Annotated in this window: 12 protein-coding genes; 3 read left to right on the top strand and 9 right to left on the bottom strand. The window is 49.9% G+C overall.

Features of this window, described 5'->3' with window-relative positions; translation table 11 throughout:
- Window positions 1-67 precede the first annotated feature (67 nt).
- Together LVQ77_RS06375 and LVQ77_RS06370 are read right to left on the bottom strand one after the other, a co-directional pair.
- Window positions 68-823, bottom strand: coding sequence for a MerR family transcriptional regulator (locus LVQ77_RS06375; RefSeq protein WP_232865059.1), 756 nt, complete (start codon window positions 821-823; stop codon window positions 68-70).
- A gap of 70 nt (window positions 824-893) precedes the next feature.
- The gene (locus LVQ77_RS06370) at window positions 894-2015 is read right to left on the bottom strand and encodes a ribosomal protein uL16 3-hydroxylase (RefSeq protein ID WP_232903988.1); all 1122 of its coding nucleotides are present in this window, start codon (window positions 2013-2015) and stop codon (window positions 894-896) included.
- Window positions 2016-2182: 167 nt separating this feature from the next.
- Here LVQ77_RS06370 and dinG point away from each other — a divergent pair, with 167 nt between their 5' ends.
- Both dinG and ybiB read left to right on the top strand, forming a co-directional pair.
- A complete protein-coding gene (gene dinG, locus LVQ77_RS06365) occupies window positions 2183-4342 on the top strand; it encodes an ATP-dependent DNA helicase DinG (protein WP_232903987.1) in 2160 nt (719 codons plus the stop codon).
- A 14-nt stretch (window positions 4343-4356) separates the two neighbouring features.
- Complete coding sequence (gene ybiB / locus LVQ77_RS06360) at window positions 4357-5325, top strand: DNA-binding protein YbiB (protein ID WP_232903986.1); 969 nt, start codon at window positions 4357-4359, stop codon at window positions 5323-5325.
- A 134-nt stretch (window positions 5326-5459) separates the two neighbouring features.
- On the opposite strand, the gene ybiJ is transcribed toward ybiB, so the two are convergent.
- The 6 genes from ybiJ to LVQ77_RS06330 form a co-directional block, all read right to left on the bottom strand.
- Window positions 5460-5720, bottom strand: a complete 261-nt coding sequence (gene ybiJ / locus LVQ77_RS06355; protein WP_120066057.1) for a DUF1471 family protein YbiJ — start codon at window positions 5718-5720, stop codon at window positions 5460-5462.
- Window positions 5721-6041: 321 nt separating this feature from the next.
- Entirely contained in the window at window positions 6042-7343 is a 1302-nt protein-coding gene (locus tag LVQ77_RS06350; protein WP_232865056.1) for a TRAP transporter large permease, read from the bottom strand.
- Window positions 7343-7840: a TRAP transporter small permease gene (locus tag LVQ77_RS06345; RefSeq protein WP_232865055.1), complete on the bottom strand. Its 498-nt coding sequence runs from the start codon at window positions 7838-7840 to the stop codon at window positions 7343-7345. The genes LVQ77_RS06350 and LVQ77_RS06345 overlap by 1 nt, the downstream gene beginning before the upstream one ends.
- Before the next feature lie 72 nt (window positions 7841-7912).
- A complete protein-coding gene (locus LVQ77_RS06340; protein WP_232865054.1) occupies window positions 7913-8899 on the bottom strand; it encodes a TRAP transporter substrate-binding protein in 987 nt (328 codons plus the stop codon).
- A gap of 362 nt (window positions 8900-9261) precedes the next feature.
- On the bottom strand, window positions 9262-9522 hold the full coding sequence (gene mcbA / locus LVQ77_RS06335; RefSeq protein ID WP_034456479.1) for a DUF1471 family periplasmic protein McbA: 261 nt from the start codon (window positions 9520-9522) through the stop codon (window positions 9262-9264).
- A 178-nt stretch (window positions 9523-9700) separates the two neighbouring features.
- The gene (locus LVQ77_RS06330; protein ID WP_232903985.1) at window positions 9701-10324 is read right to left on the bottom strand and encodes a flavin reductase family protein; all 624 of its coding nucleotides are present in this window, start codon (window positions 10322-10324) and stop codon (window positions 9701-9703) included.
- Between the two features lie 101 nt (window positions 10325-10425).
- Between LVQ77_RS06330 and rlmF the strand changes: the two genes are divergently transcribed.
- On the top strand, window positions 10426-11367 hold the full coding sequence (gene rlmF, locus LVQ77_RS06325) for a 23S rRNA (adenine(1618)-N(6))-methyltransferase RlmF (protein ID WP_034456477.1): 942 nt from the start codon (window positions 10426-10428) through the stop codon (window positions 11365-11367).
- Here the strand turns inward: rlmF and ybiO are convergent, their stop codons facing one another.
- Complete coding sequence (ybiO, locus tag LVQ77_RS06320; RefSeq protein WP_232865051.1) at window positions 11368-13623, bottom strand: mechanosensitive channel protein; 2256 nt, start codon at window positions 13621-13623, stop codon at window positions 11368-11370.
- Window positions 13624-13711 lie beyond the last annotated feature (88 nt).

Here is a 13711-nt window from a genome sequence, read left to right as displayed (position 1 = left end):
CCGCTCCATACGTTACGCGGGAGATTATAAGATGAAGCAGGCTTGTTAATGAACTATTAACTTTGCCTTATGCGCGTTCAGTCGACTGTCCGTTGCTCATTAGTGGGAAAATTTGCAGTCCTGCACAGCGCCAAAGCTCCAGTTGGTCGAGCTGATTGGGGGTCGGTGTATCACCACACCACACCAGCAGTGTTTGTTGAGCAAAAAGCTCAGGTCGCAATTGATGGAGTGGATGGGCCAGCACATCAATGCGCCAACCCTGCTGGATTGCCATCCACGCAGCCATCCACAAGCGCGTGGTATCGGGCGTGTCCCAACCTACAAGTAACGCATCTTTGCCGCTGCGTTTACGCGCCGAGGCAAGGCACAGTGCAATGTAGTTGATCAGTGCGCCATCCAGGAGGCTCAGTAGAGTATTCAATGTGACTTGATGGCATTGCAGTCGGCGACGAAGGGGAGTGTAAAGCTGATGGACGAGGGTTTCTGCGGGATAATCACGGCCAATGTCAGCCATCCAGGTACGCAATCGGTTCGGGCTGCCGCTTTGCAAATGGTGGAGCAGCAGTTCCTGGCGTTCACGCCAGCCGCTATCCAGATCCTGGAGTTCGCCGCCCAATAAGGCTTTCACCTTGCCGACCTGAACGCCGTTTTCAATCCAGCGTTTGATTTCACGGATACGTTCGATGTCGTCATCATCAAACAAGCGATGCCCGCCATCCGTGCGCTGAGGTTTTAATAGCCCGTAACGTCGTTGCCAGGCACGCAACGTCACGGGGTTAATATCGCAAAGCACAGCCACTTCACCGATGGTATAAAGCGCCATGTTAAATCCACTGTCTGCCCGGGAAGCCCCCGTATAACTGTAGTCAGTGACGATAACTTTGGAGAACTATTTAGTCGTCGAAATACCAGTAGCCCTGATTTACCAGCTCAGTCAGCACGTTAACAAATTCCGGGTTCTCTAACGCGTCGCCCAGTTCTGTTTGACCAAGTGTGGTGTAACGGCACAATGCGTCCGCTGCTGCCGGAACAGGTACTTCCATTGCTTCGCTATTCACGAAGAACTCACCGTCAACATTCAGCACTCGTAAACCGCTCAGACGAGTCAGGCTTTCACCGCCCAGTAACGCATCAAGGATTTCATCTTGCTGATATGGCGGCTCTGCCGGAGCAACATCCAGTTCGTGGCGCGGTGTGGTAACAAAGCGGCCGAACCACTGTTTGAAATCTTCTGGCTGGCTGATGACTTCCATCATCATGTCACGCAGGCGATTAAGTTCGTAACCTTCAACTTTGCCAGGATGTTCGCGGACGGTTAAGTCAGGATCGCTATAGTGCTCGCCACCCAGATCGTTTTCCAACGCGTAATCAGCAAAACTACTGATCAAATCGCGGCCATTTGGCCCACGGAAACCAACGGAATAGTTGAGTGCAGTTTCGTGAGTGAAGCCATCGTGTGGGAAGCCCGGTGGAATATACAGAATATCTCCACGTTCCAGGTCTTGATCAATGATTGGCTCGAACGGATCAACATGCAACAACGCAGGATGTGGGCAGAACTGGCGCATTGGCAGTTTGTCACCCACGCGCCAGCGACGGCTACCCATGCCCTGAATAATAAACACATCGTACTGATCGATATGTGGACCAACACCGCCACCAGGTACGGAGAAGGAGATCATCAGGTCGTCTAAACGCCAGTCTGGTAACACGCGGAATGGGCGCACCAGTTCAGCAGATGGCGCGTGCCAGTGGTTTACAGCCTGTGCCAGCAATGACCAACCGGTTTCGCCCAGGTTGTCAAAATGCTCGAAAGGACCGTTGGCTGCTTGCCACTGACCGTTGGTATGGCTAACCAGTCGGCTATCCACCTCAGCTTCCATAGCGAGACCGGCTAACTCATCCGGGGTTATCGGATCGACAAAATCAGGAAACGCATTTTTTAAGATGACCGGCTTTTTTTGCCAGTATTTCTCTAAGAACTCAGGCCAGTCTAAATTAAGTTGATAATCCATTTTTTTGATACCAGTGGTGGATAAACGGGCTCGATTATAGAGAAGAGCGGCTACTGGCCGCCTTGTCATGAGTCAAGGCAAGCGGTAAGAGGGCTTAGAAAAAACAATACAGCCTCACGGTAAAAAGTGGGACAATAGTGGCTGTTTATACAGTAAAAGTGGTTTTTATGGCCTTGTCCTCCGCTCAAAAAGAGCAAATCGCCGCCTGGTATAAGGCGCTACAACAGCAGATCCCGGACTTTATTCCGCGCCCACCGCAACGGCAAATGATTGCCGAAGTGGCGAAAACGCTCGCGGGTGAAGCGGGGCGTCATCTGGCGATTGAGGCTCCTACCGGCGTGGGGAAAACGCTTTCATACCTGATCCCCGGTATCGCTATTGCACGCGGCGAGCAAAAAACGCTGGTGGTCAGCACGGCAAACGTGGCTCTTCAGGATCAAATATTCAGCAAAGATTTGCCGCTGCTGCGCAAAATTATTCCCGATCTGAAATTTACCGCCGCGTTTGGCCGTGGGCGTTACGTTTGCCCGCGCAATCTTGCCGCTCTGGCAACAGACAACGCCTCACAGGGCGATTTGCTGGCTTTTCTCGAAGACGAGATGGCGCCGACCAGCAAAGATGAACAGCAGCGTTGCGTAAAACTGAAAACCGATCTTGATGCCTATAAATGGGACGGGTTGCGTGACCACACTTCGCAAAATATTGAAGACGATCTCTGGCGGCGCTTAAGCACTGACAAAGCCAGTTGTCTGGGGCGCAATTGCCACTGGTATCGTGAATGCCCGTTTTTTGTGGCTCGCCGTGAAATAGACGATGCCGAAGTGGTGGTCGCTAACCACGCTCTGGTGATGGCCGCGATGGAAAGTGATGCGGTGCTGCCTGAAGCCAAAAACCTGCTGCTGATTTTAGATGAAGGCCACCATCTGCCGGATGTGGCGCGTGACGCGCTGGAAATGAGTGCCGAAGTCACACCGGGCTATAGCCGTTTGCAGTTCGATCTCTTCAACAAACTGGTCGAAACCTGCATGGCGCAATTCCGCCCAAAAAGTCCACCACCGCTGACTAATCCAGAACGTTTGACCAATCATTGCGACGAAATTTTTGAGCTGCTCAGCTCATTTAACAGCATTGTTTCATTGTGGTTGCCGGGCGAAAAAGAGGCCGAGCATCGTTTTGAAATGGGCGTGCTGCCCGAAGAAATTATGGTGATTTGCAAGCGGCTGGCAAAGCTGATGGAAGGGCTGCGCAGCCTGTCGGAGGCCTTGCTTAACGATCTTGGCGAAAAAACCGGAACGCACGATATTGTGCGTTTGCACCGTTCACTGCTGCACATGAACCGGGCGTTAGGCTATTTCGAAACGCAGAGCAAACTGTGGCGGCTTTCGGCAATGGAAAAGGCATCGGGAGCGCCGGTGTCGAAGTGGGTGACGCGAGAAATCCGCGAAGGGCAGCCACATCTGTATTTCCATTGTGTGGGCATTCGTGTTTGCGATCAGTTAGAAAAACTGGTCTGGCGCAACGTTCCACATGTGATTGTGACCTCTGCAACGTTGCGCTCGCTGAATAAATTCGACCGACTGCAAGAGATGAGCGGGCTGGATGAAGATGCGGGCGATCGTTTTATTGCGCTCGATTCGCCATTTAACCATGTTGAACAGGGCAAGCTGGTTATACCGCAGTTAACCGTTGAGCCAACCATGGAAAATGAAGCCCAGCATCTGGCTGAGATGGCCGCATTTTTCCGCGCTGAACTGGCGAAAGGCGAACACAAAGGCATGCTGGTGCTATTTGCCAGCAACCGTGCGATGCAGGTATTCCTGACGCATGTCACCGATTTGCGCCTGACATTACTGGTGCAAGGGGATATGCCCCGTTACAGACTGGTGGAGCTGCACCGTAAACGCGTTGAGCAGGGCGAAACCAGCGTGCTGGTTGGTTTACAATCCTTCGCTGAAGGGCTTGATTTAAAAGGTGATTTACTCAGTCAGGTACACATCCATAAAATCGCTTTCCCGCCTATCGACAGCCCAGTGGTGCTCACTGAGGGTGAATGGTTAAAAACCCTGAAACGCTATCCTTTTGAAGTACAGAGTTTACCCAGTGCTTCATTTAATCTTATCCAACAAGTTGGACGTTTAATTCGTAGCCATGGCTGTTATGGTGAGGTAGTGATTTATGACCGCCGCCTGTTGACCAAAAATTATGGTCAACGTTTATTGGGTGCGTTACCGGTGTTTCCGATCAGTCAACCCGAGGCACCAGCAGCTAAACTGATTGATACCACGCCGAAAAAGACGGTGCGGCGCAAACGTGTGAGCAAGAAATAGAAAGGAGAATCTGAGTGGATTACCGTAAGATCATTAAAGAAGTCGGGCGCGGTAAGAACCATGCTCGCGATCTGGATTTTGACACCGCTCGTGGCTTATATGCCCATATGCTCAGAGGTGAAGTTCCAGAACTGGAGCTGGGTGGAGTGCTGATTGCATTGCGCATCAAAGGGGAAGGCGAGGCGGAAATGCTCGGTTTCTATGACGCGATGAAGCACCACATGATTACACTTACGCCTCCAGCGAACAAACCAATGCCAATTGTTATTCCTTCTTACAATGGCGCGCGCAAACAGGCGAACCTCACGCCATTGCTGGCTATTTTGCTTAATCGCCTTGGATTTCCGGTGGTAGTACACGGCGTTAGCCACGATCCAACGCGTGTATTAACGGAAACCATTTTTACACTGATGGGCATTGAACCAACGTTATATGCGGGTCAGGCGCAAGCTAAACTGGATTTACATCACCCGGTTTATATTCCTGTCAGTGCGCTGTGCCCTCCGATGGAAGATCAGCTCGCGATGCGCTGGCGTATGGGTGTACGAAATAGCGCTCATACACTTGCCAAACTGGCGACCCCATTTGCAGAAGATGCCGCATTACGTCTTGCCAGTGTTTCCCATCCTGAATATGTCCCGAAAGTAGCAAAATTCTTTGCCGATATTGGCGGCCGTGGCTTGCTGATGCATGGAACAGAAGGGGAGGTGTATGCCAACCCGCAACGCTGCCCGCAGATTACGCTTATCGACAGCCTCGGTTCGCGCGTAGTGAGTGAACGCCAGACGGAAGTCAGCGATGAAGAAGTGGTGCTGCCTGCTGGAAAAGACCCGGAAGTGACCGCCCGCTGGATTGAACGTTGCGTTGCAGGCGTTGAACCCGTACCGCAGTCATTAAAAATACAAATGGCATGTTGTCTTGTGGCAACGGGTGAAGCTACGACATATGAGGAAGGTTTAACCCGCGTTAATCAGGTCTTCTGATTCATGGTTGTTTGACAGAAAAACGACAAAAAAAAGCCCGCGATAAATGGTCGCGGGCAACAAGGGTCATAACAGAGTCAAACAGGGTGGAGCAGAGCTCCAAAATGAGGGTGTATCAGGGCAATACAGCAGTCTTACTTGTAGATAACCGCAGTACCGCTCATTTTTCCGTTGGTGTTAGCAGAAGTGATTGAGTACGCTTTTGCGCCAGCTTGTTCTGCTTTAGAAGCCAGTTGCGCTTCCAGGCCATCCAGAGTGGTTGCGTTATCAGCGGAAACTACACCGATTTTGTTCATGTTCTGAGCATCAGCAGCGCTGATAGATTGTGCAGCCATTGCACCGAAAGAAAGAGTGGTCAGGGCGATAGCGGCTACAGCATATTTGATGGTTTTCATAATTAATTCTCGCAGGTTATTCTGTTTAAAGTGACGTTGTTCCGTCGATGTGATTATGGTCACACTTTTGAGCAGAATAATAAATCGAATAGAATTGACCACCTTATTCAAAATTTTTGAAGCTAAGCTAACTCATTGAAATGAGTAATGATTAGCACGCGAATTATCATCTCTATTTATGTGACACAGATCCCGCTTCGCTTTTCGCATCTTTTGCTACTTTTTTTGCCATCACGCATCTGGTCTGTCCTGCAATCGCTTGCGCGCTATTTTAAGAGTGAAAAATAAAAAACGGCCCGAAAGCCGTTTTTTATCGATGGTTTACATCAATCCCAGAAGTTTAGGAATAAACAGGGAAATTTCCGGGATGTAGGTAATCATCATCAGTGAGACGAACAGGGCAGCGTAGAAGGGTAACAGCGGTTTAATGAGGTTCTGGATTTTAACTCCAGTGATGGAGCAACCGACAAACAACGCGCTACCTACCGGCGGGGTCAGCAAGCCAACGCACAGGTTCGCCACCATCATGATGCCGAAATGAACCGGGTCCATCCCCAAATCTTGCGCAATTGGCAGGAAGATTGGCGTGAAGATCAGCACCGCTGGCGTCATATCCATGAAGATGCCGACAATCAGCAGCACAATGTTGATCAGCAGCAGGATCACCAGCGGGTTATCGGAAATGCCCATCAGCGTGTCGCTGATCATGTACGGGATATCCGCGTTGGTCATCGCCCAGGACATGCCCACCGAGAAACCAATCAGCAGCAGAACAATGGATGTTGTGACCACTGAATCAAGGATCAGCTTTGGTAAATCACGCCATTTCACTTCGCGGTAGATCAGCACCGAGAGCACAAAGGTGTAAACCACCGCGATGGCTGAGGCTTCTGTCGCGGTAAAGACGCCGCCCAGAATCCCGCCCATAACGATGATAACTAACAACAAGCTCGGCAGCGCATCGAGAAACGCTTTGGCTGCTTGTGCGCAGGTTGGACGCGCTGATACCGGATAGCCACGACGTTTGGAGATAATCCAGCATACCAACATGACTGACAGGCCCATTAATATGCCCGGCAAATAACCGGCCATAAACAATGAGGCTACCGATACGCCACCCGCCGTCAGCGAGAAAACGATCAGCACGTTAGAAGGCGGGATCAGCAATCCGGTAATACAGGATGAGACGTTGACCGCCGTAGAAAACGCCGGGTCATAGCCTTCTTTGTTTTGAATCGGCGAAAGCGTGCCGCCAACAGCCGCCGCAGCAGCAACAGCCGAACCGGAAATGGAACCAAACATCATGTTCGCCAGCACGTTAACGTGGCCCAGTGAACCTGGAATGCGCCCAACCATTATTTGCGCGAGGTTGATTAAGCGGATGGCTATGCCGCCGCTGTTCATCAGCGTTCCGGCAAAGATAAAGAACGGAATTGCCAGCAGAGCAAAGTTATCCAGGCCGTTGGCGAGGCGTTGTGAAACGGTGATAATCGCCACATCCCACGGGAACATCAGCAGCATTGAAGAAACGGTGGCAATGCCAATCGCAAATGAAATCGGAACGCCGATAAAGACCAGCACGAAGAACGCACCAAATAAGGTGAGGGCGATATAAGTTTCCATTATTTCCCTTCCTTGCTGACCAGAGTGTGAGCGTCGGTCAGGATAAAATAGAGCGAGTAAAACATCATAATTGCCCCGCTTAATGGCAGCACAATGTAGACATATCCCATCGGGATTTGTAACGCTGCTGAGAGTTGCGAAGTGGCTAAGGTTTTTTCAATCAGTTTCAAGCCACCGTTGACGATAACCGCACCCGAGAACAGCAACACCAGTGTGTTGATGAGAATGCCGAGCAGCGGCTTTTTATGGTCTGGCAGCATCATCGCAAGAAAATCGATGGACAGATGGCGTTGTGCGCCAACGGTATAGGACGCACCTAAAAGACCGACCCAAATCATCAGAAAACGCGCCAGTTCATCGGTGAGGGTGCTGGGCTGGTTTAGTACATAGCGGCTGAAAACTTGCCACACTACGCAGAGAACCAGAGCGATCATCACCAACACCGAAAAAGTGGCAATAGTCCGGTCTACCGCAAGCTTTATGGGCTTAAGTATCATGTTTACATACCTGAAAATTAACCTGGACGAGCGGGCGATGACTTATCACCCGCTGAAACTTGCAGCTCTAAATTACTCAGCAGCGGATTCAAACTTAGCCAGCAAAGCCGCCTGTTTTGGATCTTTAGCAAAGTCGTCATAAAGCGGTTTTACTGCAGCACGGAATGGAGCTTTATCAACGCTCAAGATAGTTGCACCCATTGCTTTAGCCTGGGCACGCGAATCGGCATCGACTTTTTCCCACAGTTTTTGCTGGTAAGCTTCGGAGTTTTTCGCGGCGTTAATCAAGATTTGTTGCTGCTCGGGCGAGAGTTTGGCCCAGGTTTTAGTCGAAATAACCAGGAAGTCTGGAATGGAGGTGTGTTCATCTTCGGAGAACACTTTGGCAATTTCGATATGACGTGTCTGAACCCATGACGGTACGTTATTTTCCGCGCCATCTACCACGCCTTGCTGCATGGCGGTATAAACTTCACCGAAAGAAATAGGAGTTGGCGAGCCGCCCATCAGTTCAACCATTTTTAGTGTGGTTGGACTTGCCTGAACACGAATTTTTAGCCCTTTTAAATCTTCAGGTTTGGTAATAGGTTTTTTAGCATAGAAACTACGGGTGCCTGCAACATAAGCTGAAATAGCAAAGAACCCTTTATCTTTTGTTGAGTCCATAATTTCTTTACCTACCTCACCAAATACCACACGATTAAAATGCGCCTGGTCTTTAAATAAGTAAGGTAAATTATAAATAGCGTAAGTGTTGTCGAAAGATTCTAAATCACTCGCAGAACCTTTGGTCATATCCAGTGCGCCATTTTGTAAAAGCTCCAGCGTTTCTCTGGCACTTCCCATCTGGCTGCTTGGATAAATACGAATACGCATATTGCCGTCAGAAAGTTGTTGTACCTCTTTGGCAAGTTCTTCAAAAGCCTGGTGTACAACGTGGCTGCGTTCCAGGTTGTGAGCGAGTTTTAAGGTTATCTTATCTGCAGCATTTGCACCTGTAGCACACAGTGTAATAAGTGAGGCGCAAAGTAATTGGCGAGGTAGAGTTAAAAGATTCATGGATTTTGCTCCCTGCAAAAATGTTAAGAAACGAGTAGAGTCAAACATTGCTGTATAACAGCTTATGATATTTGTCCGATAACCATACTGTTCCAACTTCACATTTTTTATTTAACCAGCGCGGTATTACTATTTTTTGTGTCCTCGCTCACTCTCTTTTTCTATTTTAGAAATGATTTTAATTTCACAAGCGAATTTACATGGTTATTAGAGGTGGAGTGTAAGGAATAATCGAGTAGATAGCTCGGGATTACTATATTTATAAGTTGTATGAATGATTGCAATTTATAATAAATAATAAAATAACGGTCTCCAAAAAAGGAAACCGCTATCATTGATACCCATGGGATAACCCGTTGGGGCTATTTATAAATAGTTGCGCTACCAAACATCTTGTTCTGACCGCTAGCTGAGTTAACAACAAAGCCTTTTGCCCCTTCTTCTTTCGCTTTCTCTCCAAGCTTGGTTTGTAGATCGTCAAGGTTGCTTGCACCGGTGACGGTGACTGTTCCTGCGGGGCGAAGCTGACCGGTGTTTCCCGCAGACAATTCCTGGGCTGCCATGGTTGCAAACGGTAATGCCGCAAGGGTGACAACCGCAGAAAAATACAGAAATTTTTTCATAATCACATCCTCATTGCTTTTGGGGGATGATTAAAAAACCATCAACACTAAAAGTGTAGGTGCAATGTGGTAAACGATAGCCGCAAAAAACTGATGGACTTGTGCTTATTTTTTGAACAACAAAACTTGACGAAATACTTATAGATCAGTGAGATACAGGTTCATGATTTTGCTGATTTTATCGCGCGTCAGGGCGAATCATATCGAAGCGGTGAGTCTCATCTATCGTGTAATAAGCTGATGGCCCACCCGCTCGTAGCACCGGTTTTGCCAGCGCGGTCTGGTAAATACCGTCTTTTAGCAGTGACTCGTCAATATGAACCGCGACCACTTCACCAAGCACCAGCCAGGTATCAATCGCCGTACCGTCGGCAGCTGTGAGCTGAATGCATTGCGACAGGCGGCATTCAAAGTTGACCGGGCTTTCGGCAACCAGGCTTGCTTTGACTTTACGTCCTGCAACGGCAGTTAGCCCTGCGCGGAGAAACTCATCCTCACCGTGGGGTATTGAGGCTGACGTTTCATTCATCTGTTCAGCCAGTTCACGGGTGGTGAGATTCCAGACGAACTCTTTTGTCTCAATGATATTGCGCACGCTGTCTTTCCAGCCGCTGCTGGCGAAACCGATAATCGGTGGACGATAATTAAAACAGTTAAAGAAACTATATGGTGCAAGATTGCGCGCGCCCTGCTGGTTATATGAAGCAATCCAGCCGATAGGGCGTGGGCCGATAATGGCGTTAAGCGGGTCATGTGGCAAACGATGCCCATCGGCAGGTTCGTAGTAATAGCGTTTAGACATAGCGCACCTTATGTTGATTTATCTCAGGCGAAAATCACGCGGCGTATTTACCCCGCAGGGTTCACAGAGTATCTTACGCGCCCACACAAGGAGAAGCCGCAATGAAAACCCCTGACACCACTAAACCGGGTCTGCACCCACGCAACCGCCATCGTAACCGTTATGATTTCCCTGCTCTGACGCAAAGCAGCCCGGAATTGAGCGCATTTTTACGCCCTGGCCCGCATGGCGATACTACGGTTGATTTTGCCGATCCAATGGCGGTGAAAGCGCTGAATAGGGCGCTGCTTGCGCACTTCTACGGCGTGAAAGAGTGGAGTATTCCAGACGGTTTTCTTTGCCCACCTGTCCCTGGCCGTGCTGATTACATTCACCATCTGGCCGATTTATTGGCTGAAGGTAACGGCGGTGTGGTGCCATCTCAGGCTTCAGTGTTGGATGTGGGCGTTGGTGCGAACTGTATTTATCCACTGATTGGCCAGCATGAATATGGCTGGCGCTTTACAGGCACCGATGTGGACCCTGAAGCAATGCGCAGCGCCACGGCGATTATTGATGCTAATCCAGGGCTGTCACGCCTGATTCGTCTGCGTCGCCAGAAAACGCCGACCGCTATTCTTCCAGGTGTAATTCATAAAAATGAGATGTTTGATGCCACACTTTGCAACCCTCCGTTCCACGACTCCGCACAGGCTGCGCGCAGCGGTAGCGAACGTAAACGCGTAAACCTCGGCCAGGATAAAAATGGTGCGTTGAACTTTGGTGGTCGTGAACAAGAGTTGTGGTGTGAAGGTGGTGAAGTAGCCTTTGTCACCCAGATGGTTAACGAAAGTAAAGAATTTGGCCGTCAAGTGCAGTGGTTTACCTCATTAGTTTCTCGTGGCGAGAATTTGCCTCTGATTTATCGCGCATTGCAGGAAGCGGGCGTTGAGAAAGTCGTGAAGAAAGAGATGGCCCAGGGTCAGAAGCAGAGCCGCTTCATCGCCTGGACGTTTATGAACGACGCACAACGCGCTCGTTGGGCCGCTACACGTTACAAATAGTCAGATAGTGGGATTGGCAGGTGGCAGTGCTCCCGCTGCTGCCTGTGACTCCTGAAGCGCCTGAGTGGCATCGCTGCCGGGTTGCATAACCTGCACGGTTTGTACCGGTGGGCGAATCCCTGCCGCATCAAAGTGTTTCTTCACCATCCCATCTAATGCAAATCGCACCGACCACTGCTTTAAAGGTTGTGTGGTGAATGATACGCGCACGGTAAAGGCCTGGTTGGTTAGACCAACAATCCCGGCAAACGACGGCTCACCAATCACCAGCTTGCGAATGTCATCCTGTTCCATCAGTTCATCTACGGCTTCTTTCAGAATTCGGTTTGCTTTTTCAACATCTTCCTGGCGATCCACGTCATAATTGGCGACAAACGAACCAATACCTCGCACAAAGTTGGCGAAGGTGGTAATCGATGACCACGGAATGATGTGGTAAGCCCCGGTATCCTGGCGCACGCCTACTGAGCGAATTGACATGCGTTCAACAGAACCTGTAATCGGCCCGATGGTGACTAAGTCACCGGTATTCATCCCATTTTCAAACTGAATAAAGACGCCAGTAATGATGTCCTTCACCAGGGTTTGCGCGCCGAAACTAATGGCTAAACCCAGTGCGCCAGCCCCAGCCAGTAATGGGGCGATATTCACTCCAATCTCTGAAAGCAAAATCATGATAGTGATGGTGCTGATAACCACCGCCAGAGCGTTACGGAACAGTGTCAGCAGTGTACGGGTGCGGGCACTGGGCATCGGTCGGCCATGAATATCTGACGCCAGGCGGTTTTCAATCAGGCTTGCCAGTAAAGTCCAGCCTATGGCGGAGAAAAGCAGAATTAACACGATGCGGATAATAATATCGATAGTTTTCTCACCGGCATCGTTGGAAATCCACGCCCACATATCAAACAGTCCCCAGGCGTTTAGTAGCAGCATGACCGCCACGCATACCGTCATAATTCGCGCCATTTTCAGGGCGGCGGAGATCCAGCCATTAAGGCGTTTTTGCAGTTCAGGATAGTTGCGCTGCACCTGTGGTGAAAGGTTGATGGTTTTCGCAAGCCAGCGCGACAACATGCCCGAGATAAACGCCGCGATACCGATAATCGCCAGACTATGCACAGACGCTGCCATCATCCATTTCAGACTGTTGCCCGGGTCGAACAGCGAAAAGAAAAACAACACAACGAAATAGGCGCTAGCCAGCCAGTGCCAGACCAGTGCAAAAGCACGAATAAACAGGCTAAAGAACGCCATTGAGCGGTCGGCTAGTTGAATCAGACTTTGCTGAATCTGGCGTTTGTTGTGGAAAATCAGATACAGAGCCCAAAGGGTAATGCAGAGCATAATCACCACATTGGCAATCGCTCCTACCTGTACGTTTACCTGATTAGAAATAATCGGTACCGCAACCAAAATACCGTAGCCTATCAAGCTGCTTAACCCCGCAAGGCGAAGATTCCAGTAATGTGCACTTTGATCTGGCACCGGAAATGGGCGTAGGTCAGGAAAGCGGGGGCAGAAAATTAAACGCAGGATGGCTTTGAAGAATTCAATCAGCGCAAAAGCATTCAGAAACAGCCCTTGTTGACGGGCGATAGTGCGATTTCCAGCGTTCATCATGTCGCTAAAGATCTGCCCGACGAAAATGGTCAACGCCAGCAATAACAGATCAATGATAAACGCACCGATGATCATCAGTGGCAGGTGAAACCAACTCGACCGGTCGCGATTCTTTTTGCGCCCCCATTTGCCCATGCGCGTCCAGACAGGCGTCATGCAGGCACGAATCAACAGATAAAAGGCAAAAACGCTTACGACGAGCATCGTAAAATGCGTCAGCGCATTATAAAAAGTTTGTTGATTGAAGGCCTTGTGTGGAGCACCGGTAATATTACGGTGTAGTTGGGCAAAGCGCTGGGCCAGCTCACCACCGTAGTGGCGGCTTACATCGGTCACATTTTCGAGAACCGTTTTGTCTTCACTCAGTTGTTCTGGTGGAACGATAGCGGGCACCGGATCAGGCGGCGGTGTGGCGGCTACTTTGCGCAATTGCCCAATCAGTTCATCACGCGACTGCGAGTTGTCCAGCACATCGGCCAGGGCTGAATAGGCTTTCTTTTTTTCTTCAAGGTTAGGTTCAGCGGGCGGGGTGGTCGCGTTCTGTTGAGCAGACGCGGCAACAGCCGCAGCCGGTAGAGTGACGGCCTGCGTTTGAAAGCTAAACATGCACAGCAGTAGCAAGAGTAGCGGCACGGCGTTCCTCCGAACTGAAAAGTCAGACAAAGGAATAAGTATAGAGCGCGGGGGTTTGTGGTCGGGAAAACAGGAATTATCTGGTGTG

Origin of the sequence: Buttiauxella cochleicola (assembly GCF_021282435.1) — a bacterium.
GTDB lineage: Bacteria > Pseudomonadota > Gammaproteobacteria > Enterobacterales > Enterobacteriaceae > Buttiauxella > Buttiauxella massiliensis.
This window is presented reverse-complemented; position numbering and strand designations above follow the sequence as displayed.

What these genes read in the sequence shown, in the direction of transcription:
- LVQ77_RS06375 (WP_232865059.1), bottom strand. Translation starts at nt 823, where the DNA reads ATGGCGCTTTATACCATCGGTGAAGTGGCTGTGCTTTGCGATATTAAC.
- LVQ77_RS06370 (WP_232903988.1), bottom strand. Translation starts at nt 2,015, where the DNA reads ATGGATTATCAACTTAATTTAGACTGGCCTGAGTTCTTAGAGAAATAC.
- dinG (WP_232903987.1), top strand. Translation starts at nt 2,183, where the DNA reads ATGGCCTTGTCCTCCGCTCAAAAAGAGCAAATCGCCGCCTGGTATAAG.
- ybiJ (WP_120066057.1), bottom strand. Translation starts at nt 5,720, where the DNA reads ATGAAAACCATCAAATATGCTGTAGCCGCTATCGCCCTGACCACTCTT.
- LVQ77_RS06350 (WP_232865056.1), bottom strand. Translation starts at nt 7,343, where the DNA reads ATGGAAACTTATATCGCCCTCACCTTATTTGGTGCGTTCTTCGTGCTG.
- LVQ77_RS06345 (WP_232865055.1), bottom strand. Translation starts at nt 7,840, where the DNA reads ATGATACTTAAGCCCATAAAGCTTGCGGTAGACCGGACTATTGCCACT.
- LVQ77_RS06340 (WP_232865054.1), bottom strand. Translation starts at nt 8,899, where the DNA reads ATGAATCTTTTAACTCTACCTCGCCAATTACTTTGCGCCTCACTTATT.
- mcbA (WP_034456479.1), bottom strand. Translation starts at nt 9,522, where the DNA reads ATGAAAAAATTTCTGTATTTTTCTGCGGTTGTCACCCTTGCGGCATTA.
- LVQ77_RS06330 (WP_232903985.1), bottom strand. Translation starts at nt 10,324, where the DNA reads ATGTCTAAACGCTATTACTACGAACCTGCCGATGGGCATCGTTTGCCA.
- rlmF (WP_034456477.1), top strand. Translation starts at nt 10,426, where the DNA reads ATGAAAACCCCTGACACCACTAAACCGGGTCTGCACCCACGCAACCGC.